The 21,795-nt window shown below is 68.6% G+C and carries 14 protein-coding genes and 2 pseudogenes; 10 read left to right on the top strand and 6 right to left on the bottom strand.

What is annotated here, in order from left to right; genetic code table 11:
* Positions 1 to 54: 54 nt before the first annotated feature.
* Together C8250_RS02745 and C8250_RS43285 are read right to left on the bottom strand one after the other, a co-directional pair.
* The gene (locus tag C8250_RS02745; protein WP_138352365.1) at positions 55 to 699 is read right to left on the bottom strand and encodes a L,D-transpeptidase; all 645 of its coding nucleotides are present in this window, start codon (positions 697 to 699) and stop codon (positions 55 to 57) included.
* Positions 692 to 985: pseudogene (locus C8250_RS43285) on the bottom strand (sigma factor-like helix-turn-helix DNA-binding protein); the annotation flags it as partial. The pseudogene C8250_RS43285 and the gene C8250_RS02745, both read right to left, overlap by 8 nt.
* Before the next feature lie 223 nt (positions 986 to 1,208).
* Here C8250_RS43285 and C8250_RS02735 point away from each other — a divergent pair.
* From C8250_RS02735 to C8250_RS02715, 5 genes are all read left to right on the top strand, one after another.
* On the top strand, positions 1,209 to 4,265 hold the full coding sequence (locus tag C8250_RS02735) for a TnsA-like heteromeric transposase endonuclease subunit (RefSeq protein ID WP_138352367.1): 3,057 nt from the start codon (positions 1,209 to 1,211) through the stop codon (positions 4,263 to 4,265).
* On the top strand, positions 4,265 to 5,440 hold the full coding sequence (locus tag C8250_RS02730) for an ATP-binding protein (RefSeq protein WP_138352368.1): 1,176 nt from the start codon (positions 4,265 to 4,267) through the stop codon (positions 5,438 to 5,440). The genes C8250_RS02735 and C8250_RS02730 overlap by 1 nt, the downstream gene beginning before the upstream one ends.
* A complete protein-coding gene (locus tag C8250_RS02725) occupies positions 5,437 to 8,067 on the top strand; it encodes a TniQ family protein (RefSeq protein ID WP_138352369.1) in 2,631 nt (876 codons plus the stop codon). Before C8250_RS02730 ends, C8250_RS02725 begins: the two co-directional genes overlap by 4 nt.
* A 232-nt stretch (positions 8,068 to 8,299) precedes the next feature.
* The gene (locus C8250_RS02720; protein ID WP_138352370.1) at positions 8,300 to 11,299 is read left to right on the top strand and encodes a BTAD domain-containing putative transcriptional regulator; all 3,000 of its coding nucleotides are present in this window, start codon (positions 8,300 to 8,302) and stop codon (positions 11,297 to 11,299) included.
* 309 nt (positions 11,300 to 11,608) lie between these two features.
* Complete coding sequence (locus tag C8250_RS02715; protein WP_138352371.1) at positions 11,609 to 11,863, top strand: helix-turn-helix transcriptional regulator; 255 nt, start codon at positions 11,609 to 11,611, stop codon at positions 11,861 to 11,863.
* Here the strand turns inward: C8250_RS02715 and C8250_RS02710 are convergent.
* The 3 genes from C8250_RS02710 to C8250_RS02700 all read right to left on the bottom strand — a co-directional run bounded on the left by C8250_RS02710 (position 11,800) and on the right by C8250_RS02700 (position 16,193).
* Complete coding sequence (locus C8250_RS02710) at positions 11,800 to 12,147, bottom strand: hypothetical protein (protein ID WP_187145373.1); 348 nt, start codon at positions 12,145 to 12,147, stop codon at positions 11,800 to 11,802. The genes C8250_RS02715 and C8250_RS02710 overlap by 64 nt on opposite strands.
* A 1,404-nt stretch (positions 12,148 to 13,551) precedes the next feature.
* Positions 13,552 to 14,262 carry an HAD family acid phosphatase gene (locus C8250_RS02705; RefSeq protein WP_138352372.1) on the bottom strand — a complete coding sequence of 237 codons (711 nt, stop codon included), beginning with the start codon at positions 14,260 to 14,262 and terminating at the stop codon, positions 13,552 to 13,554.
* 188 nt (positions 14,263 to 14,450) lie between these two features.
* Complete coding sequence (locus C8250_RS02700) at positions 14,451 to 16,193, bottom strand: glycoside hydrolase domain-containing protein (protein WP_138352373.1); 1,743 nt, start codon at positions 16,191 to 16,193, stop codon at positions 14,451 to 14,453.
* A 188-nt stretch (positions 16,194 to 16,381) separates the two neighbouring features.
* On the opposite strand from C8250_RS02700, the gene C8250_RS02695 reads away from it, so the two are divergent.
* The 4 genes and pseudogenes from C8250_RS02695 (at position 16,382) to C8250_RS02680 (ending at position 19,489) form a co-directional block, all read left to right on the top strand.
* Positions 16,382 to 17,143, top strand: a complete 762-nt coding sequence (locus C8250_RS02695; protein WP_187144709.1) for a TnsA-like heteromeric transposase endonuclease subunit — start codon at positions 16,382 to 16,384, stop codon at positions 17,141 to 17,143.
* 434 nt (positions 17,144 to 17,577) lie between these two features.
* Positions 17,578 to 17,679 (top strand): annotated as a pseudogene (locus C8250_RS02690) (ATP-binding protein); the annotation flags it as partial.
* Positions 17,680 to 18,008: 329 nt separating this feature from the next.
* Positions 18,009 to 18,260: a hypothetical protein gene (locus C8250_RS43280; protein WP_232485270.1), complete on the top strand. Its 252-nt coding sequence runs from the start codon at positions 18,009 to 18,011 to the stop codon at positions 18,258 to 18,260.
* The gene (locus C8250_RS02680; RefSeq protein WP_138352374.1) at positions 18,260 to 19,489 is read left to right on the top strand and encodes a hypothetical protein; all 1,230 of its coding nucleotides are present in this window, start codon (positions 18,260 to 18,262) and stop codon (positions 19,487 to 19,489) included. Before C8250_RS43280 ends, C8250_RS02680 begins: the two co-directional genes overlap by 1 nt.
* Before the next feature lie 190 nt (positions 19,490 to 19,679).
* Here the strand turns inward: C8250_RS02680 and C8250_RS02675 are convergent, their stop codons facing one another.
* Positions 19,680 to 20,120 carry a MarR family winged helix-turn-helix transcriptional regulator gene (locus tag C8250_RS02675; RefSeq protein ID WP_138352375.1) on the bottom strand — a complete coding sequence of 147 codons (441 nt, stop codon included), beginning with the start codon at positions 20,118 to 20,120 and terminating at the stop codon, positions 19,680 to 19,682.
* A 71-nt stretch (positions 20,121 to 20,191) separates the two neighbouring features.
* Between C8250_RS02675 and C8250_RS02670 the strand changes: the two genes are divergently transcribed.
* Entirely contained in the window at positions 20,192 to 21,793 is a 1,602-nt protein-coding gene (locus tag C8250_RS02670) for an FAD-dependent monooxygenase (RefSeq protein ID WP_138352376.1), read from the top strand.
* The last annotated feature ends 2 nt before the right edge of the window (positions 21,794 to 21,795 follow it).

Raw genomic sequence — 21,795 nt, 5'->3', positions numbered from 1 at the left:
CTCTGCGTCAGGACTCCTGGTCGGGATGGGGAGCCGAGCCATCCTCCACGCCGCTCACCCGTGGTCCACGGTGATCGTGGCTCCGATCTCGAGCTGCTGGTACAGCCACTGGGCGTTCTCGCTCAGTGGCACTCCGATCTGGCTGCCGCGTGGTGACTTGAACGGCCACTCGAGCAGCAGGACGGTCGCACCGCCGTCCGACTTCAGTTCCACCACCCATTGGGCCCGGTAGTCGTACTGTTCGCCGGAGCCGAGCGTGGGCGCGGCCACGGTGCGCTCGGCGGATTTGGACACCACGGTCAGCCGCTCCGCCGGCGAGGAGCTCCGAACGGACACCGGGATCGTCCGAACCTGGTGGCCGTCTCGCTCGACGACGACCCGCTGCCGGCTCAGATCGAGGGACACCGTCGCCCGCCCGGTCCGAGAAGGGCTCGGGTCCGGGCTCGGGGCGGCCGGCGCCGACGCGGCGGGCGAGGCCGGCGGCCGGTGCGACTGCAGCACCCGCGGTGCCGCCACCGCGGCAGTCGCCACCAGCGCCACCGTCACCGCGGCGGACGCCGCGACCCGCCGACGCCGGCGCCGTCCCGCACCGCGCCGGCGGATCTGCGCGCCGGTCAGCGAAGGAGACGTCTCGCCCTCGGCAGCAAGTCCGCGCAGCACGGAGTCGAACTCGTCCCGCTCGCCGTCGACGTCAGACATGGCTGCCTTCCCTGTCCCGCACACTCAGCAGCCTGGCGAGAGCGGCCCTGCCCCGCGACAGCCGTGCCTTGACGGTCCCGACCGCAGCACCGGTGGCTGCCGCGACCTCTTCCACACTCATGTCGCACAGATGATGCAGCACCACTGCCGTCCGCTGCGCCTCGGGCAACTGCCGCAATGCCTCCACCAGCACCGTGTGCTCCAGCCCGGGACCGGGCGTACGGTCCTGCGGCGGGTTGTGCCGCACCAGCTCCAGCCATCGCCGTGTCCGCCGCCAGCGGCTCACGGTGTAGGCTCGCACTTCTGATGTCCTTTTCTCATTGGTGGTGGCCTTCTTCTGGCCCAAGGGACAGGGCAGTGAGACGAACTCCTGTCTGATGGTTCGCCCGTAGTAGTGCTGATCCCGGTCTCTATCTATGCAGCGGTGTTTTCCGTCGCGATTGTGGAGATGTCTCAGTTGGTCGAGGCCGGGGGCTTTACTCCCCGTTCTTGCTGCTCAGGGGTGGGGTATGTCGTACGTGCTCGGCGAGGTCTCGATGGGTCTTCGCCATGCAGACGGGAAGATCGACGAAGACCGGCTCTGGCCGATTGCCGGCGCCGATGTCTTCGAGCCTTCAGTGCCGTGGCGTACGTTCCGTTGGTGGCATGGCCAGAAGCACTACTCGGGCACGTACTGGTCCTCCACGATGCGCGACCATGTTGTCTACGAGTCGCGGCTCGAGCTGACGCGCCTGCTCTACGCCGACTTCGACCAGGACGTGACGGCGGTCTTCGCCCAGCCGTTCCTCCTGTCCACCACGGTGGACGATCGTATTCGGCGCCATGTTCCAGATTTCCTCGTGTTGCGGGGCAAGGACGTGCCGCTGGTTGTTGACGTCAAGCCGCGGCGTCTGCTCACGCGGCCCAAGGTGAACTTCGCGCTCGGCTGGGCTCGCGAGGTGGTCCTTTCCCGCGGCTGGGACTTCGAGGTGTGGTGCGAGCCGCCGGAAGCGGAGCTGGCGAACTTGCGCTTCCTCGCCGGCTACCGGCGCGACTGGCTCTTCGACGAGGACCTGCTGGTGGAGATCCGGGAGGCGGATCTGTACGGGGCCTCGCTCGGCGACGCGTTCCGAGCTTTTCCGCACCATCCGGATTGGAGGGTGCGGGCGGCCGTCCTACGGCTGCTGTGGTGCCAACACTTTGTGACAGATCTCGCGGTGCCCCTGTCCGAGCGCCATGAGCTGCGGCAGGCGCCGGCTGCCGTGACCGGCTCCGGGAAACGCGATCTTCCCTCGCCGGTCGAGGACTGTGAGCAGGACATTGACGCTGCGGAAGGCGGAACCACGGTTCATCGGCGGGAGCCTCGCTGGGGAGGGCATGTGAACGGATCAGCGGTACGCGTCGGGGTGGGCACGAGGCTGAAATACGACGGTGAAGTGGTCACCGTGGAGGAGATGTTCGGCTCCGCGGCCGGCAACGAGGTCCTGGTGCGTGATGGGCGGAGCTGCCGGTTCCGGTTGTCGCTGCGGGAGGTGCTCGCCTCCGGCCGGGCTGCAGTCATCCCGGACGGGCGGGGCCCCGGGTCTGATGACCCACGCGAGACGGCCTCCATTTTGCTGGCCCAGCTCACGGACGAGGAGCTGGAGGCGGTGCGCGAGCGCGCCGCCCACATCAACGAGGTTCTCTACGGTTTCCGGTCGGGAAGCGCAGAGTGTCCGGAGCCGGGCGAACCGCGGACGCCGTACGTGGCTACGGCCCCCAAGCTGCAGCGGTACGAGGCCAAGGCTGCCGAGTTGGGGGTGAGCGTGCGCACCATCAAGCGGTGGGTGCGGGCCTTCCACGTCGATCAGGAGGCCGGTCTCGTCCATGGCGGGCCGGATCGCGGCGACGGCACCATGGGCGGGCTCGGGCGGGCCGATCCGCGGTGGGTGGAAATGGCCCTGGAGATCATGGCCGAGCACGGGAAGGACTCACAACCGACCCGGGCGAAGGTGATCCGCAGCGTCGGCCCGCGGCTTGCCGCCCGATACGGCGAGGACGAGGTGAAGCTACCGACCCGCGCGACGGCATATCGGTGGCTGGAGGAGCTGGAGCGGCGGAAGCCGACCTTCAGGCTGAGCGCGAAACGCAACCGGGACATCGCCGCCCGGCCGCCTGGTGCGTACGGGAAGCTGCGGCCGACTCGGCCGGGCGAGTACTTGCTGATGGACACCACGCGGCTGGACGTCTTTGCGATGGACCCGGTCACGCTGAAGTGGGTGCAGGCCGAGTTGACCGTCGCGATGGACTGGTACGACAGGTGTGTCACGGGGGTCAGGGTCACTCCGGTGTCCACGCAGTCCATCGATGTCGCGGCGGTGCTGTTCCAGACCTACCGTCCCCGTCCGGCGGGCAGGGACTGGCCGTCGTGGGCGGCCTGGCCCGATCACGGCATCCCCCGCACTGCCTTCGTGGAACGCAAAGCTCTCGAAGAGGGCGAGGGGGACGAGAAGGTCAGCGGGAAGAAGGGCGCCGCGGGGCCGGCCCTGGTGCCGGAGACCATCGTGGTCGACCACGGCAAGCCCTTCATCAGCGAGCACATCACCTCCGTCTGCCAGCGGCTCGGGCTGTCGATCCAGCCGGCTCGTCTGCGGACGGGCCGGGACAAAGGTCCGATCGAAAGATTCTTCAAGACCCTGCGGGAGGGCCTGCTGGAATCGCTGCCCGGTTACAAGGGCCCGGATGTGTTCTCGCGGGGAGAGCGGCCGGAGGACCAGGCGTTTTTCTTCCTCCACGAGTTGGAGACGATCATCCGCGAGTGGGTGGCCTGCGTGTATCACGTGAGACCCCATGACGGACTGGTCGATACGCGGGTCCCCGGGCTGCGGCTGTCGCCGTCGATGATGTTCGAGCACGGCATCGCCCGTGCCGGCTACATCGAAGTCCCCCGCGATCCGGCGCTCGGGTTCGAGTTCCTGAAGACGCAGTGGAGACCGCTGCACCATTACGGCGTCGAGATCCGCAAGTGCCGGTACAACGGGGAAGGGCTGGACGGTTACCGCGGTGAGACGAGCCCGTACACGGGGCCGAAGGCCAAGGGAATGTGGCCCATCCACGTCGACCCCGACAACATCAACTACGTATACTTCCGGCGCCTGGACACCCGGCGCTGGCACACTCTGGAGTGGGAACACGCCCCGGCGATGAAGTTCCCGATCAGCGGGCAAGCCATCGAGCTCGCCCGCAAGGTGGCCGGCAAGAAGTACCGCTTCCCCGACGATGAGACCGCCGTCGCCGCGCTGTTGGAACGCTGGCACCTGGGCCTGGGTTTGACCATGGCTGAGCGGCGCATCGCACTGCGCCAGGCCCGTGAGCAGTCCGCCTTCGACCTGCCGGACACCGAGGGCGACGACATCCGTGCGTTGCCGTCGGTCGCCCGGATCCTCGCTGACGAAGGTGCCCTGGGCCCGGAGGACGTGGAGGATCCGGACGCGGACGGGGCCGAGCCCTACGAGGGCCCGGTGCCCAGTGATGACGACGAAGACGACGAACTCGATGGCCGGGATGCGGCCGACGACTTCTACGCCGACGCTCTGGAGGACGCCTGATGCGTGCCCGCCCGACAGATCCGCCCGAGGGCGCTCGGCCGCACCTGGACAACCTCACGCTGTCACGCAAGGAAGGACTGCGGGCCCTGGCCGAAGCAGAACCCCGCACACAGCCGGAGCTGATGACGACCCGGCAACTGGCCGGCCTGGGGAAGGTGGGTGATCCACCCCGGGACATGTACGAACACAGCCGAAGCGTGTGGCACGCCAACCTCGGGCCGATCAAGACCCCGCAACTTGAATCCCTGCAGGAGGACTTGTGGGACATCGTGGACAGCAGTCTGCAGGACGGAGACAAGGCGAAGGGAGCCGTCGCCATCGATGCGTTCCCCGGGCTGGGCAAAACCACAGCGGTGTTGAACTTCGCCCTGAAGTACCACCGGCGCGAGATCCAGCGGCACGGCGCGTTCACCGCAGATGGGCACGAGCGGTGGCCCGTGTGCCGGGTCGGGCTGACCAGCAACACCGGCATGAAAGACTTCAACCGGGCCATGCTGCAGTTCTTCGGACACCCCGGACAGACCAGCGGCACCTCCGCACTGTTCGTCCAGCGGGCTCTGGACTGTGTCCTGCAGTGCGAAACGAAGATCCTCATCGTCGATGACCTGCACTTTTTGAAATGGCAGGACAAGAACGGCCGCGAGGTCAGTAACCATTTCAAGCACATCGCGAACGAGTTCCCGGTCATCATGATCTTCATCGGGGTGGGCCTGGCCAGCCGGGGCCTGTACTCCGAAGCCGATGCCAGCGGCGACGTCACCCTGGCCCAGACCGCGCGTCGCACCACTCCACTCACGATGGATCCGTTCAAGATCGACACTCAGCGGCACCGGCGCCAGTGGCGCAATCTGCTGCTGTGGCTCGAGCAACGGATCGTCCTGGCCCGGAAATTCCCCGGCATGCTCGCCGACGAGTTGTCCGACTACCTCTACTTCCGTACCACCGGCCACATCGGATCCCTGATGACACTGATCAACCGGGGCTGCCAACGCGCGGCCCGTACCGGAGCTGAGCGCTTGGACCGTCGCCTCCTGGAGCAGGTAAAAATCGACGCCGCTTCGGAACGGGCCCGCAAGGCCCTGGAAGAGAAATTCGCCCGCCACACGATGACCAGCAAGCCCAAGAGCACCGGCACGCCGATCGAGCGGGGGCAGCGGCAGGAGGGAGCGGCATGAGCATGGTGCGAACTCTGCCGATCCGCGTCCCGCCGGCCGAGGGCGAAGCGCTGGACTCCTGGGTCGAAGCCGTCGCGCACCGCCTCGACACCTACCTCAAAGACCTCCTGCCCGCTCTCGGTATTCTCCCACGCCGCTCCGGGGTACCGGGTTCACGGTGGGACTGGGCGGTGGCGCTGAGCGACACCGAAGCCGAAGCAATCGCCGCGGCGACCGGCATCGAGGCCGACCAGGTGCACCGCATGACCTTGCGTCACTACGACCGACGGGCCCTCTCCCTCAAGCCTCACAGCATGACAGTGAACCAGCGGATGCTGTGGGGCCGCGGGAGGGGCTCACGTTTCTGCCCCTCGTGCCTGGCCGACAGCGCAGGGCGCTGGAAGGTGTCGTGGCGGCTGGGCTGGTCGTTCGCCTGCCTGACACACAACCGGCTGCTGGCCGATGACTGCCCCGGCTGCGAGCGCCCCCAGCGTATGCGGCCCCACAGCGGTTACGGCATCCCGGTCCCCGGACGGTGCGCGAACGCGACCCAGGGAAGCGGCACAGGCCCCCGCTGCCGCCATGCCCTCCACCACGCCGCCACCCCCGCATGGACGCCGGAATCCGCCGTGATCCAGGCACAGCACCTGCTCAACACGTGCATCGAGAAGGACATAGCCGACTTCGGTATCTACGCCGCGAACCCCCAGCCGGCAGCAGTCGCACTCGCCGACATCCGCGCCGTGGCAGCCCGTTTCCTCATGGTGGCCTCCCGCCACCCCGACCTGCTGTCCGATACCGATCTCGTCGGCGGCATCCCTGCCGAAGTCCTCGCCGGTCTACCCGCAACGGACCGTGACTCCCGCTTCCCGGACCGCCCCGGATCGTCGGCCCCGCTGGGGGCGGCGCCGACGGCGGCAGCCGTGCTTGCCGCCCTGAGAATCCTCAGCCAGCGCAATGTTCACCAGGCGGGCCAGGACATGCGGGCACTGCTCGACGCCGCGCGCTCGCTGGTATCACCCCAGGCGGCCGTACTCGTCCAGTCCTGGGGCGCAGACATCAGTCCCTACCTCAAGACGGTCCATCTGGCCGCCCTCGTCCCCAGGCTCCAGTTCAACGAGCAGTTGCGCTACCGCACGATCACCGCTGCCCCTAGCAAGCCGGCCACCGGCGTGAGCGCTGCAGCCCGGCGGGCCCGCAAGATCCCCACGCTCGCCTGGCCCTGGTGGTGGCTGCGGATCGCCCCCTCACAGGGAGCCCACGACGTGATCATGCGCCAGGCCCTGTCCGGGATGCTCCTGCTGGTCGGCAGCCGCCTGGACGCACGCGAGGCCCTGGCCCGGCTCGGCTCCGAACTCAACCACAGTCACATGACCCGCATGCTCCACGTCCTGGGCCATTCCGGCCGTTGGGACGCCATTCAGGAGGCGCTAATCCGCGTCACTGACTACCTCGATGCCACCGACACTCCGATCGACTACCACAGGCGCCGCCGCCTGGACTACCGGCCGCTGCTGCCCGATGAACAATGGCTCAGCATCTGCCGCACCGTGGGGATCGCCGCCGGCCAACAGCGCCGAGCCGACACTGTCCGCACGGTGCTCAACGAACGCCTCAGTGCGCTGCCCGCCACCCACGCCACGGAAGCCGTGCGGAACCAGATGATCAAGTTCCCCGCCTGGCAGACGCCCGCTCTGGCCGAGTCCCTCGACGCCGTGGCCCGTGCCTTCCTGGACCGCCACGGCTTGGCCGACGAACCCCTCACCTGGCAGCTGCCCGCCGACCTGCTGAACGGACTCGACCTGCCCGGACCCGACCCTGACACGATCGACCCCGCCGCACTGCACCAGATCATCCGCGGCCGCACCCGCTCATCGACGGCGGCTGCCCAAGAACTGAGCACCACACCAGCAGCGGTCCGCTTCGTCCTCGCCCACCACCCTGCTCCACTGCGCGAGCGAACAGACCAGGGGTGGCGTCCCAACGCGGCACTGCACCACGCGCGACAGGCCCTGACACACGACGAACTCACTCAGCTCTACACCGTGCAGGAGCACACGCTCAAAGAGATCGGCAGCCGCATCGGGGTGAGCCCGCGGGTGATCACCACACTCGCCGCCGAGTACGCCATCCCCCTGCGCCAGCCACGCCAACCCGGCCACCGCCGCACCGTTCACATCGACCAAGACTGGCTGTACGAGCAGTACATCGTCAAACAGAGATCCGCCACCGACCTCGCCGCCGAACGACACATCGCGTTGGCGACCCTGCTGAGACGGATCAAGGAATCCGGTATCGAGACGCGCGAACGAGGAGGCCGCAGCCACCAGCGTGTCCTCCACCACGACACCGCACTCCAGCGCGTCCCGCCCCTACTGCGGCCGGCATTCACCGGGAGCCGGGCGCGTGCCCGTCTGGAACGCTTCGCTGTCGCCGCCTCCTATGACAGCCTCAACAAGGCGGGCAAGGCATCGGGAATCACGCTCGCCACGCTCAGCACGACCCTGCGCCGCCTCGAAGAGGACCTCGGCCTACGGCTCCTTGAGCGTGCGTCCCCCTCAACCCCCATGCGGCTCACTGACTCAGGGCGGCGCATCCTCAAGGTCATTCGTGCCTGGCAGGACAGCGAGGGCAACAAGACGAGCTGATCGGCCCTGTCCTCGCCTCCTCCACCGACGGACGCTGGCAACGTCGCCGGCATCGATCCACTCGTCGGCTCCCGGGAAGGCGGCTGGCTTCCAGCGTCGCGCCGGGGCACGATCCCGAAGGGCAGGCAGGAGTAGCGCGGTGGTTGCGCTGGGGTACGCGGCTTGTCATGCTCATCTGGTCGCGGGCAATCCGGGCTGCCGGAAGCCTCCCAACCGCAACCTAGGTGGTGAGATGCGCTACCGATTCCTCGGACGGCTCGATGTCTTCGACGGCACGCGGTGGACTTCGTTGCCTGCGGCGAAACAACGTTCTGTGCTGGCTTTGCTGCTCATCAATGCCAACCACTTCGTCTCGGCCGACGCCCTCATCGACGAGCTGTGGGGCGATCAGGTTCCTAACTCGGCGGCGAAGTCCCTGCAAGTGTACGTGCACCGCGTACGAAGAACCTTGGGATCATCCGAAGGGGCGCTCCTTACCCGGTCCGGCGGCTACGAGCTCCGCGTGGGCCCCGGGGAGACGGATGCCGACAGGTTTGCCGCTCTGGCTGCCGCCGGTCAGATGGCGTTGGCCGACGGGCGACCAACGGAAGCCCTTGGTGTCCTGTCCGAAGCTCTGGGGCTGTGGCGTGGAAGGGCGCTGGGCGACGTGCCGCCGACCATGGCGGTGCTGGCTGAGTCCACGCGTTTGGAGGAGTGTCGGCTGAGCGCCCGCCAGGCAATGGCTGAAGCCAAACTCGCCGCCGGCAGGCACGGCGAACTGGCGGCGGAGCTGGGCGCTCTGCTGGCCGAGCAGCCGCTGCACGAGTCGCTGTGGGCCACTTTGATGATCGCGCTGCACCGCTCGGGGCGCCGCTCGGAGGCGTTGCAGGCGTTCGCTTCGGCTCGGCGCCTGTTGCGCGACGAACTCGGCGTGGCGCCGGGAGCCCGGCTGCAGGAGGCGCTGCGGACGGTGCTCGACGACGACAGGGGCCAACCTGGCAAACCTCTCTGCCAACTGCCGCCTGCTGTCTTGAGCTTCGTGGGCCGTCGGCGGCACCTGGACCGAGTGCTCGGCCTTCTGGGCGGCCCACCTGCGGGCGTATCGCGCGTGGTTGTCGTCACGGGTGTGGCCGGGGTCGGGAAGAGCGCATTCGCCGTGCACACCGCGCACTTGTTGCGGAACTTGTTTCCTGATGGCCAGCTCTACGCTGATCTGCGCACCTTCGCCCAGCAGTCGGCTGAGCCCGGTGCCCTCCTGTCCTCTCTACTCAGAGCCCTCGGTGTCAACGGCACGGTTATCCCCGAAGGGCTCGACGAACGGTCCCGGCTGTATCGGTCAACACTCGCCGACCGCCGTATCCTGGTCGTCCTCGACAACGTGCACAGCGAATGGCAACTGCGCCCCCTGATGCCGGGCACCGAAGCCAGCGCCCTCCTCGCCACCAGCCGCAGTGCACTGGCGGGCCTGGAAGGTGCGCTCCGCCTCGACCTGGGACTGCTCCCCGACAACGAGGCGCGCACGCTCCTGGAACGTGCTGCGGGCGACGACCGCATCCGCCGGTCCCCGGGCACCGCGGCGCGGATCATCCACCAGTGCGGCAATCTGCCGCTCGCACTGCGTATCGTCGGCGCGAGGCTGGCAACCCGCCCTCACCTCTCCCCCGCCCGCATCGCGGACGCGCTCGACGACGAGCGGCGGCGATTGGACGAGTTGGTTGCCGGGGACCTGGAGGTACGGGCCAGCGTCTCGCTGAGTTACGAACACCTCGCACCGGCCGCAGAACGGGCCTTTCGGCTACTCGGTGAGCTGACCGTCCCATCCATTCCAGGCTGGGTGGTCGGCGCGCTCCTGGACAGTGGACCCGCAGAAACGGAAGCGGCTTTGGACACCCTCGTCGACAACCGGCTGCTGGAGGTCACCGCGGCCGACGCCACGGGCGAACCGCGCTTTCGCATGCACAGCCTGGTACGGCTGTGCGCACGCGAGCAGTCCGCCGCACATGAGGCGCCAGCGGAGAGGGCTGCCGCGCTCACTCGGGTCTGCGCCGCCTATCTGCATCTCGCACAGCGTGCCGCACACACGCTCGCCTCCGGCTTCGCCGATCCCCTGCCGGCTCCATCACCCGCTTGGCTGCCCCAGGACGCCGACCGCCTGCTGACCGGGCCGCTGTCCTGGTTGAGCACGGAGCGGGGCACCTTGTGCGCGCTGGTGCACCAGGCCGAGCCCCGTACGGCCTGGCAGCTCGCCGCAGCCCTCGCCGACTACTGCGAGTCATCGGCACATTTCGACGACTGGCGGCACACCCATGAGACAGCGCTGGCCGCCGCCCGCAATGCCGGCGATCTGCTCGGCGAGGCCGTCATGTATCGAGGGCTCGGCGAACTCAACACCGCCCAGGACCGCTACTCCGAAGCCATCACCTGCTTCCGCCGGTCCTTGGACACCTACGCGCAGCGCGGGCAGCCCGATCCAGGTGAGGCCGCCGCCGCCGTGGGGCTCGGCGTCCTGCTACGGCTGCGCGGCCGCTACCAGGAGGCTGTTTCGTACCTGCAGCGGGGAATTGCCGGCGCCCGCACCACAGGCAACCTGCGCACGGAAGCCTACGCACTGTGTGCGCTCGGGACGGTGCATCTGGAGTGTGGCAGGACCAGCGCCGCACGGATCGCGTTCGAACGCGCTCTTGCGCTCTCGAGCAACGCCGATTACCCCATGGGCGAGTTCGCGGCGCAGCGCTGCCTTGGTCTCGTCGAACTCGCGACCGGTGGGTTGGATGCCGCCCGGCAACGGTTGGAGCTCGCCCGCCGCATCGCCGCAGCACAGAGGAACCACGTCGGCGAGGTACATGTCCTGCAGTGGCTCGGCCATCTCACCGATCTGCGCGGTGAAGCAGAACACGCCGAGAGCATCCTGGACGGATGCTTGGCCGCCTACCGTCGTTTCGGCGAGCGTTTCGGCGAAGCGATCACTTTGCGTGCCCTCGCTGACCTGTATCTGCACGACGGGCGCCGCACCGCGGCCATGGACGCGGCCCGCCAGTCGCTGGCCATCTGGCGGCGGCTCGGTTCCCCCTATTGGACCGCCCGGACACTTGACGTCATCGCCGACATCTACGAACAGCAGGACGCGGGCGACCAGGCGCGTCACGAGGCGACGGCGCTCCGTATCTCTCTCGGCCTTCCTCCCGGCTTGCGCCCGGCGACCACCACTACCTCCCTGCGCAACCTGGGCGGACACCTCGCGCTGGTCCCTTAACCGAAGCATTTTCCCAGGGCACACGCCGGTCCTCGACGATGGTCGGGCGGTGGTTACCCGTTGGCCTGCCGATGTGCAGGAATTGCGCTGCTGCCTGAACCGGAAACGATTGTGATACCGACATGACGATTCGCCCAGTCGGCATCGCAGGTCAGCGCTGAGTCTGGGGCGGCCCATTTGCGCCAGATAGGTGAACTCCGACAGACGGTCACGAGTGGCCCCGACAGGTAGTACACAATGCGCTCACTGAATCTGATCATGGCAGGCTGCCGACTGGCAGAGGGCCCTGTGAACTGAGGCGCACCACCCGTGATCGCGGCCATCAATCCCACCAGCAGGAGACACCATCTGGGAGCCGAGCTCCGCCGGCTCCGCCAGGCCAGTGGCCTGACCAGCACACAAGCGGCAGAGAGACTTCTAGTATCCCAGCCCAAGATGAGTCGCCTGGAACTCGGCCAACGTGCCGTCAACCCCCGCGATGTGCGTGACCTGTGTGCGATCTATGGAGTGACGGAGCAGCACGTCGTCGACGCGCTGATGAGGATGGCTGCGGAGTCGCGCTGATCACCCGCGTTCCGGTCGATGGCACCCGCACCGCCACCGAACTGCTGGCGATTGCGACGGCTCTGTTCATAGCCGCGCCCGTGGAGGATCCGCCGGGATGAGGCGGCCGCTGCGAGCTGGTCCCGCCGGGACGTCGACGATTCGGCCCGGCGGCCCGGCTTGCGGACGGTCACCGCCTGCTCGCTGTCCCAGGTGGCGGGGTCGCCGAAGACGAACTCGCCGCCGTGCTTGGAGCGGTCGCCCGTCCTTGGGGTCGTAGACGCGGGCAGGGTCGGTCGGCGCATGAGGCCAGTTCGACATCGAGCACACCTTCAGAATGATCAAACAGACCATGGGATGGACCAGGCCGAAGGTCCGGGAACCGGAGGCCGCCGACCGCTGGACCCGGCTGGTCATCGCCGCACACCCCAGTTCCGCCCGGCCCGCTCGCTCCCTACCTACCTACGACGCTCCTGGGAGAAAACCATTCGATCCGAACAAGCTGACCCCGGCCCGCGTCCGTCGCGGGTTTCGGAACCTCCCGGCTCGCCTTCCCTCACCATCGGCTGTTCCCACACTCTCCCGTCCAGGCCCCGGACGGCCGCCCGGCTCGAGGAACCAACGGTCGGCAGCCCGTCACGACGTCGGCCTCGAACTCGTCACCGGCCAGCCCTACCTCCGATCCGCCCACCCCAAGACGGGCACCAACCCCCGCCGCGGCGCCTGCTTCGCCATCTACCACCGAGGCCGTCTGGCCCGCCGTGTTGGATGGCCGGGTGGCGAGACGACAGAACAGGAAGCAGCCGCCGTTCGGCCTGCCCACGGGGAGATTCTTCGGGCAGCGGCGGACAGTCGGCGCTGCAGCGTCCTCACCGTGGAAGGCGGTTTGCTCTGCGGTCGCCTCAGCGACGAGCTGCCGGATCCCGAAGTGGCGCTGGACACCGCCACCACGATTCTGAAGGAACTCGCGCGCGACTTCCACGACACCACCGTCGAAGTTGCCTGGGACCCACGCCGGGCTCGTGCCCGGCAACGAGACCGCCCCGACAGACTGCGACAGCAACGTCACGAATGTCCCGAACCCATACACCGACAACGGCCGTCGTGGCACGGCTCCTGGCGCTCAGCGATGCTCACAGGATTGCAGCCGCCCCTTCGAAGTCCACAAGCAACAGGGCTCGCCGGGAGCGGCCGACAGGGCATCGCGATCCAGGGAAACCCGCGTCCGCGAGGAGCGAAGCCGCCGGCGCGGGCCGCAAGGGGGAGAGGCACCACCGGCGGCTTCGTGCCGTCCGGCCCCATGGGGGAAGGGCCGGGCGGGGCCCTTGGAACCCCGAGTCGGGTGTTCGCTGAGCTGGGGCGGTGCCCCCGTCACCACAGAGCCCGCAGAAGGTCCCTGTTTGTTGTCGACGACGGGCCCTGTCCGTCGAAGGGCGACGCTGTCGTGCGTGCGGCGAGACAGCCTTTGCGGCACTCCCCCCTGCACCGGGTGTGTGCGAGGTCACGGATCCCGGAAAGGTGGTCAGGACGTCAATGTCCCAGAGGCTTTGTGCCGATCGCGGAGCCCGCCGCCGGTGCGCGCAAGGGGATTGCGGGGACCGCACCGGCGGCTTCTGCCGCCCGAGGAGGGTCGGGCGGCGTTCTTGGGCCCCTGTGCGGGGCGTTCGACGGCCTGGGGCAGCGTCCGCGTCGCGGGCTAGGGGATCGGGCTAGGACAGTTCGCCGTTGTAGTCGGGCAGTTTGAATGTCTTTTCGGCGTGGCCGCCGACCAGGTCGCTGGTGTTGTTGCCGATGTTGGCGATGATCGTGTAGCCCCTCGCCTCGATTTCGGTGCGCTTGGCGGTCTTGTACTTGCTGACCTTGTCGAAGAAGTCGGGCAGGTCTTGTGCGTACAGTCCGTCGACCGGATATCCGGTCTTCTTGAGGTTGTACTCGGTGAGCGAGTGGAGGATGCCCGGACGTGCGGTGATGAAGAAGATGGCTGCGCCGCGGGACTTCGCGTAGCGGGCCGCATCGAGAACTGGCTTGGTCGCGGGGGTGGGGAACTCCCAGACGTCGTGGAAGTACGTCTCCAGCGAGGTATTGTCGATATCGAGGACCACCGCCAACTTCTGACCGGAGGCATTCGCGGTGCGCTGCTCGATATAGGGGCGCAGGAGAGCGGCTGCGGCCGCGACATCATGTTGCCAGGTCTGGTAGTCGACGTCGGCGAGCAGCGCTGCACTGCGGCTGCTCTGCCGTGCTGCTGGGGCGGGCGTTGTCGAGGCAGCCGTTGCCTCCGGGGCGGTGATGACGAACGCCAGTAAGGCGCCTGCGGCCGACGAGTAGATTCTCCACTTACGCGCGTATATGAGGGTCTCCGGATTCTCGGAACAGCTTGGGGAGCGCTCTGCGCCGCGTTCACACGAAGAGCCCTTCATCTGTCCGTGTCACATATTGGGCGGACTTGCATTTCTTCTGCAGAGGCCGGGTCGGTGACTGTCGAGGGTTGATGGCACCGTCATCTCCCTATGCCGGACTTGCGGCCTGTGTGCTCAGCGGATGCAGCGGGACGCCCTTTCGCGGTCCGCGGGCAGGAGGGCCGGGTGTGTTCGTTGTGGGGGTGTGCCTATTTCCCTGTTTGGAGGGCCGACCAGGTGGCCGGGCCGACAATCCCGTCGGAGGGCAGGCCGCGGGTGGACTGGTAGTCGCGGACGGCGTTGTCGGTGCCTGCGCCGAAGGTGCTGTCGATGGTGATGGTGCGGCCGAGTGCGGCGGTGAGGGCGCGTTGCACGCGGGCTACGGCGGTTCCTGTGGAGCCGATCCGTACGATCGGTGTGGAGCCCCGGGCGAGGAGGGCTGTCCAGGTTCTGGACTCGGTGATGCCGTCGGCGGGAAGCCCGCGGTTGGCCTGGAACGACGTGGTGGCGGCTACGGTGGGGGCGTCATAGGTGCCGGTGGGGGTGCCTGGGCCAGGGTCGTAGCCAGCCCCTTTGAGCAGGCACTGGGCGGCGCTGGTCTGTTCGCCGGTGGAACCGGGGGTCAGCGTCGTATAGGCGCCGAAGTTGCGGTTGGTAGCGGTGCAATTGGGAGAGGCTGGAGCGGAGGTACGGACGTCTAGATAGTTGCGGTCGATGCTGATGCTCACCCCGCCCCAGGTTTCGCTTGCGCCGCCCTTGTACTGGTGGATGCGCTGGTGGTCGGCCCACGAGGTGGCCGGGACGTAGTTGCCGGTTTTGGTGTCGGCGGCGCTGTTCCACCAGGCGTACCAGATGTGGTCGACGCGGGTGTAGGCGGTGTTGGTGTATTCGGTGGCGGCGTCCTTGATGCCGGAGGCGGCACTGGAGTACAGGCCGGCGAGGTAACCATCGGTGTGCAGTGCATCCGTCCAGCCGGACAGGTAGGACAGCACGGATGCCTTGCATGAGCTGGTTGACGGGTACCCCTCGATGTCGCTGTAGAGTGCGCTGCCGGCCGGGATACCGAGGGCCTGTGCGGCGGCAACCGAGGTGGCGGCTGCGCTGGCTCCCTGGGAGCGGGCGGTGGCCGTACTGGAGGACATCTTGTTGGAGAAGGTGGTGCAGGGGGCTTGCTTGCCTACGTCGATGGGGATGAGGCGCCAGCCCTTGGAGGTCTGGTTGGTCACCCAGTTCGCGGTGAGGTTCGGCTGACCGCAGGCGCGGGTGGCGCCGCTGATGTAGACGCCCACGGCGCGATAGGGGGAGGCGCCGTACCAGGTGTTCATGGTGGACTGGGACGGGGCAGCGCAAGCGTCGAAGGCTTTACCGAGGAAGGTGCCGGGTTGCGGTCCGGCGGCGGCCAGGCGCGCAGCCTGCGCAGCGGGCGGCACGGGGGCTGTTTCGGCGTCGGCGGTCAGGGTCGCGGATTCCAGGACACGGCGCACCGTTGTTTCGGTATCCGGGGTCTGTGCTGTCGTGACGAGCACACCCGCGTCCTGGACGGCCACGTTGATCTCGTCATTGTGGGAGATGGCCGAGGGCGCGACCGCGGTGCCGTGATCGGCTCGGGCGGTGGTGTCGGTCATCCGTTGTGCGGCAAGAGCGTCCAGGGGCTCGACGAGTAGTCCCGCGGTTCGCCCCAACAGGTGTGCCGGACAGTGGGTGCGGATGCCGGGATGGCCGAGGTAGATCGCCGGGTGATCGAAGCGGATGCACGTCTCGGGTTGCGCCGTCAGGTCGATGACCTGCCAGCTGTCCGGCACCTGCACCTGGTAGCCGTGGTAAGTGACGGTGTGGGTCCCGCTGTTTACCGCGGCTGCACCGGCGGGCACCGTGGCCAACGCGCTCGCCGCGGCGAGAAAAACCATCGTCGCCCGCCATTGGCGTCGGCGCCCGAGGGGACGAAGTTTCATCAGCGGTCTCCTAGCCAGTCATGAAAGCGATGACCAGGTGTGTACGGGGCAGGAGTAGCTGATTGGTTGCGCGACGGTAGCGCAGTACTTGTCCTGTGACTTCGGAGGCTGCGGATTGAAGCTATACGCTGCGGGGGATCTTGCGGGTTGAAGAGTTACCTTGCGGCGATGGGTGGGGTTAGGCAGACGTGGTCCGTGCGTTAGAGGTCCTGCCCGGCGGTTCTGCCGGACCGCCGACGACCGGGTTCAAGGTCGCGTACGTCGCCCCGGACAGGACGGAGTTACGGCGCCCGTTGGTGGAGGCGTGGTCCGTGCCGTTCGAGCACGCCCTTCCCGTACGCGCCTTCGCGTCGTACCGTCGGCAGCGCAACCTGCCCGGCCTGTGGTGGTCGGCGACGACGGGCGGGCACGTCGGGTACGAGTCCTGGCTGGAGCGCGACCACGTCATGCTGCTGGACTTCGACCCGGCGGTGGTGGGGATCTCCTCGCAGCCGTTCTGGCTGTTCTGGTCGGCGGCGAACGGGCGGCCGGTCTCGCACGCGCCGGACTACTTCGCCCGCCGCGATGACGGGATGGCCGTGGTCATCGACTGCCGCCCGGCCGAGCGCCGCGGTCCTCGCGACTGCGCGAAGTTCGAGGCGACGGAGGCGGCATGCGCCTCGGTGGGGTGGGAGTTCCGGCTGCTGGGCGCCCCGGACCCGGTCGTGGTCCGCAACGTGCGGTGGCTGGCGGGCTACCGGCACCCCCGGCACTGGGTGGAGCCGGTCGCCTCGCTGCTGCGGGAGGTGTTCGCCGAGCCGCTGCCGCTGATGGACGGGGCTGCGGAGGCGGGTGACCCGCTGGCGGTGCTGCCGGTGCTGTTCCACCTGCTGTGGTCGCACGAGCTGACGGTGGATGCCGCGGTGCCCCTGCACGGCGGCTCCCTGGTCGCGCCAGGGGTGAGCCGATGACCGCGGGCGAGAGCTCGGTGCTGCGGCCGGGCGACTGGCTGACCTTTGACGGCGACGAACATCGGGTGGTGGCGCTGGCCGGGACGGCCGTGCGACTGCGGTCGGCCGGCGGGGCGGAATCGGTGGTGCTGGCCTCGTATCTGATGGCGGCGCCGGACTTCGCTGTTACCGGCGCCGAGCCGCTGCCGGAGCTGGAGCCGTTCGGTCTGCTGGAGACGCTGCCGGAGCCTGCGCGGGCGGCGGCGGTTCAGTGGCAGCGGCACGTGGTGGAGGTGGAGACCGGGCTGCCGCCCGGCGCCGAGCCGGGCACGCCCGCGCGGCCGGAGTACGACCCGGTGACACGGTCGCTGACCGAGCGGATGAGGGCGAAAGCGGCCGAGCTGGATGTGAGCCTGCGGACGGTGGAGGGCAAGCGGTCGCGCTACCTGAAGCAGGTCGACCGGCTCATGCACCACGCTCACATCGTGGTCACTCAAGGTGACAGTTTCCGGCTCACCCAGGCCACCTCCGGACAGGGGGTCAAGCCCTTCAGCTGATCGCACACTCACCACGGCGGGGAATTATCTGGCCGCCGTTGGGGAGATCTCGCAGGCCACCAGTGGGGCGAAACCCTGGCCGCCTACGGGGAGCACTTCAAGGCCATTGACACGGGGCGGAGGCGTCCGACCAACTGAAGTACTTCGCCGAGCGCCTGCCGGCCACGTTCGCTTACGCGGGCATCGACATCGAGAGCCAGGGCCTGTTCGCCGGAACCCGGGGCCGGCAGATCGCCGGACGGTTCGTCGTCATCCCCGCCGCCCCGTTCTCCTACGCCACTGCCGGCGACAAGGACGCCTGGCGGGGCCTGGTCGGCACGCTGGAATCCATGCTCCGCCTCCACGAGCACGCGCCGGGCACCCTCACCGCGATGAGCGACTACCTCTTCCACCGCACGGGCGGCATGATCGGCAGGCTGTCCCAGCTCATCCGCGGTGCCGCCGTGCTGGCCATCGAGGACGGCAGCGAAGCCATCACCGAAGAGCTGCTGGAGTGCGTCCCGATCGACTTCGCCGCCGAACAGTCCGAACAGCTCACCGCCCCGGCAAAGGCGAACAGGCGGCGGAGGCGCGCGGCCTGATGCTCATCCGCACGCTGCCCGACCCCGTCCCGCCCGCCCGGCACGAGATCCCCCCGTCCTACATCAGCCGCCTGGCCACCCTGCACGGCCTGGACGTCAACGGCCTGTGGTTACAGATCACCCAGCCCGTCTATCCCGGGGCCGGCCGTCGCGTCGTAGTCCCCGGACGGCTCGCCGCGCTGACCGGCCGAAGCGTTCACGCCCTGGCCGGGGCGATGCCGGAACTGCGTGACCCGGCGCCCAACTGGGAGATGTTCCGCCACCAGCCGCAGACCGGCTGCCACCTCTGCGACGCCCGCCATCCCGGCGGCCAGGTGGTCCGGCTCCTGCCGCACCACGTCTACGTCTGCCTGCGGCACAGCACCTGGATCGGGCCGCCAGACATCGACCATCCTGCCGTCGATCTCACCCGGTTTCCGGAGATCATCGACGCCCAGCGGCGCCACCTGCTCCTCCTGCGGCGCTACGGCTGGGCCGCAACCTACGACGCGGTGCTGACCGGCCTCATGATCTGCGCGCACATCTGGTCTCCGGACGGGCGCCCGACGCCCTTCGGCTCCTGGGACACCTGGGACGACCGCATCGACGTCCTGATCCCCTTCGACCGGAAGAAGCAGGACTACGTCGACTACAGCACCTCGCGGTTGTTCGCCGCGGTCTATCCCGAAGCCGTCGCCCTGGCACCGCTGATCGCCTCGCCTTTCTGGCGTCGGCTGGCCGGCGGCACCGAAGCCGAGCAGGCCCGGTTCCTCGCGGAGGTCGCAGGCCGCGTCACCTACCCCTACAGCCCGACCGATCGCGGCGGCGACGCCGTCGCCCACTGGGCCCTCGCCGACTCCTGGCGCCCGCCCAGCCGACCCCTGACCACCTACACACCCGGCCGCGTCCGCGGCACCCTCCCCGGCATCGCCGCGAACCGGCTCGCCCGGCACGAGAAGAGCGCGATGTGGTTCAGCCGGCTCCGCCGGAACCAGGGCCGCACACTCCTCTTCCACGGCCACCTCAAGCCCGTCCTCCTACGCGACCGCGACCCTCAGTACGTCAAGTGGGAGGGCACCATCTGGCACAGCACACGCACCGACGACCAGATGAAGGAACAGGTCGAGAAAATGCGCCGCACGCTCGAAGGAACAGACCCTCGCCTGCCACACCAGTGCGCGGAATCCGCACGATCGACTTTCACGCATCGTCCCGGCCGCCCGCTGCCCGGCCGTTCGTCAACGAGGTAGTCGGCGGGCCCGCCCGCAAAGTCGAACTGCAAACGGGCAGCCTGGAACAGCACGGCCGCGTCCTGATCGCTCAGGACGTCGCGCTGAAGCGGCCGGTGCGGATCTCGCGGGTCGCGCTCCGTGACGGGCGTCTGCTTCGCGGTCTCCGGTGGGCATCGTCGCAGGTGACGTCGAGGGCATGGGTGATCCTTCAGCGTGGCCACGCTCGGGTCAGGGCGTCACGAAGCTCTGCCACGGTCGCGGGTCCCAGCCGATTGCCGAGCTCCACTTCCAGGTCACGAAGAATTTTCAGGGCGACATCACGGCGCCGGCATCCGGCGTCGGTCAGCCGGATGAGGGTGCTGCGCGGAAATCCGGGCCCCGGCGTGCTGGTCAGGAGATTTTCGTCGATGAGCTGCGTGACGGCGCGGTGCATCGTCTGGCGGGTGACGCCGGCACGGCGGGCCAGCTCGGCGATGCTCAGGGGCGCGTCGTGGTCCAGGTGTGCGAGCACGGTGGTGTGCGCCGGCGTCACGGGGGCTACTTCCGCGGCCTCCAGGCGAGCCACGAGTTCATCGGAGAACCATCGGACACCTCGTTGCAGAAGTGCGGGCAGCGGCAGATATGCGTCCGCGCGATCCTCAGCCGTCATGGTTCGTGGGTCTCCTCGCTCGTAAGATACCGTCCCTGTGTCAGCGAAGCTAACTCAGGGAGCGTGGTCGCATGACAGGCTATGACGTGGATGTCCTCGTGGCAGGGGCCGGTCCAGTGGGGCTGATGGCGGCATCACGGCTGGCCCACTCGGGGGTGTCGGTTCGCTTGGTGGATGCCGCGACTGGTCCGGCGACGACCAGTCGTGCGCTGGGTGCCCATGCCCGGAGCCTGGAGATCTACGACCAGCTCGGGATCGTCGGCGAGATCGCGCCGCACGGCACGAGGATCAACACGTTCGTCCGCCACCAGGGCGGGCGCGGGATGCGGCTCGACTTCGACTTCGCCGGTCTGCCGACCCGGTTCCCGTACATGTTCAACATCGATCAGGTGATCATCGAACGCGTACTCCGTGGCGCCGCCGCGTCGGCCGGGGTCGCGGTGGAGTGGAACACGCGGCTGGAGTCGTTCCAGCACGACGACGAAGCCGTCACGGCCGTACTGCGCGGCGGCGACGGATCCGGCGCGGCGCACGAGACCGTGCGCGCTCGGTACCTGTGGGGCTGCGACGGCGGGCACTCGACCGTCCGCAAGACGCTCCGGCTGCCCCTGACGGGCGAGCCCGCCCACACCTGGCTGATCGCCGACGCGATCGTGCACACCGACGTGGACCGCGACGGCGTGCACTGGCTGTTCCCACCGGGCGGCGCGCTGATGCTGTTCCCGTTCCCGGAGCCGGGCAAATGGCGGCTGCTGGACACCACCGGTGAAGGGCAGCCCGAGGACCCCGAGCAGATAGCCCGGCAGTTCGGCACCAAGCTGTCGCAGGCACTGGAGCGCGACACCGTCGTCGAGAACCCCAGCTGGGCGTCGAAGTTCACCATCCAGCAGCGCGCGGTACCCGCAATGCACGCCGGGCGGTGCTTCGTCTCGGGCGACGCCGCCCATGTCCATTCCCCGGCGTCGGGGCAGGGCCTCAACACCGGTGTCCAGGACGCGTACAACCTGGCGTGGAAGCTGGCCATGGTCATCCACGGCCAGGCCGACACCACCCTGCTCGACACCTACAACGCCGAGCGCGTCCCCATCGGCCAGGCCCTGCTCGCCTCCACCAGCAAGGTCATGGGAACCGTCATGGTCGACACCGCCGGCGGCACCCCGGAGTCCCCCGAGTCGATGCGTGAGTTCCAGCACCAGCTCATCCGGAGCATGTCCGGTCTGGCCATCGCCTATCCCGACAGCCCGCTGACGGTCCCCGACGACGAGCCGGGCGAGGGCCCGCGCCCCGGCGAGCGGCTCACCCAGATCTCAGCCGCCGACGCGCAGTCACCCGGTTGGACCACTCTGCGGGCGGAGCTCAGGTCACCCGCCTGGCACCTGCTCCATTTCACCGGGAGCGAGAAAGCCACCGGGCAAGATCACCTCACCTCCGAGGCCGGGGCGCTGCCAGCCTGGGTGGACACCGTGACGATCAGCCAGGAGCGCCCGGACGGCGACCACGGTGTGTGGGACCCCGACGGTCGGGTCCACGACACACTGGCCGCGACCGCCGGGGACTGGATCCTCGTCCGCCCCGACGGCTACCTCAGCGCCCGTGGCACCGGAGGCACCAGCCTCCGCGCCGCCCTGAGCCGGCTGACGAGCCTGCGCAAGCCGGAGCCGACACGCGCGTGATC

Origin of the sequence: Streptomyces sp. So13.3 (assembly GCF_005860785.2) — a bacterium.
Classification (GTDB): Bacteria; Actinomycetota; Actinomycetes; order Streptomycetales; family Streptomycetaceae; genus Actinacidiphila; species Actinacidiphila fildesensis.
The sequence above is the reverse complement of the archived record's forward strand: the minus strand, read 5'-3'. Positions and strand labels throughout refer to the sequence as shown.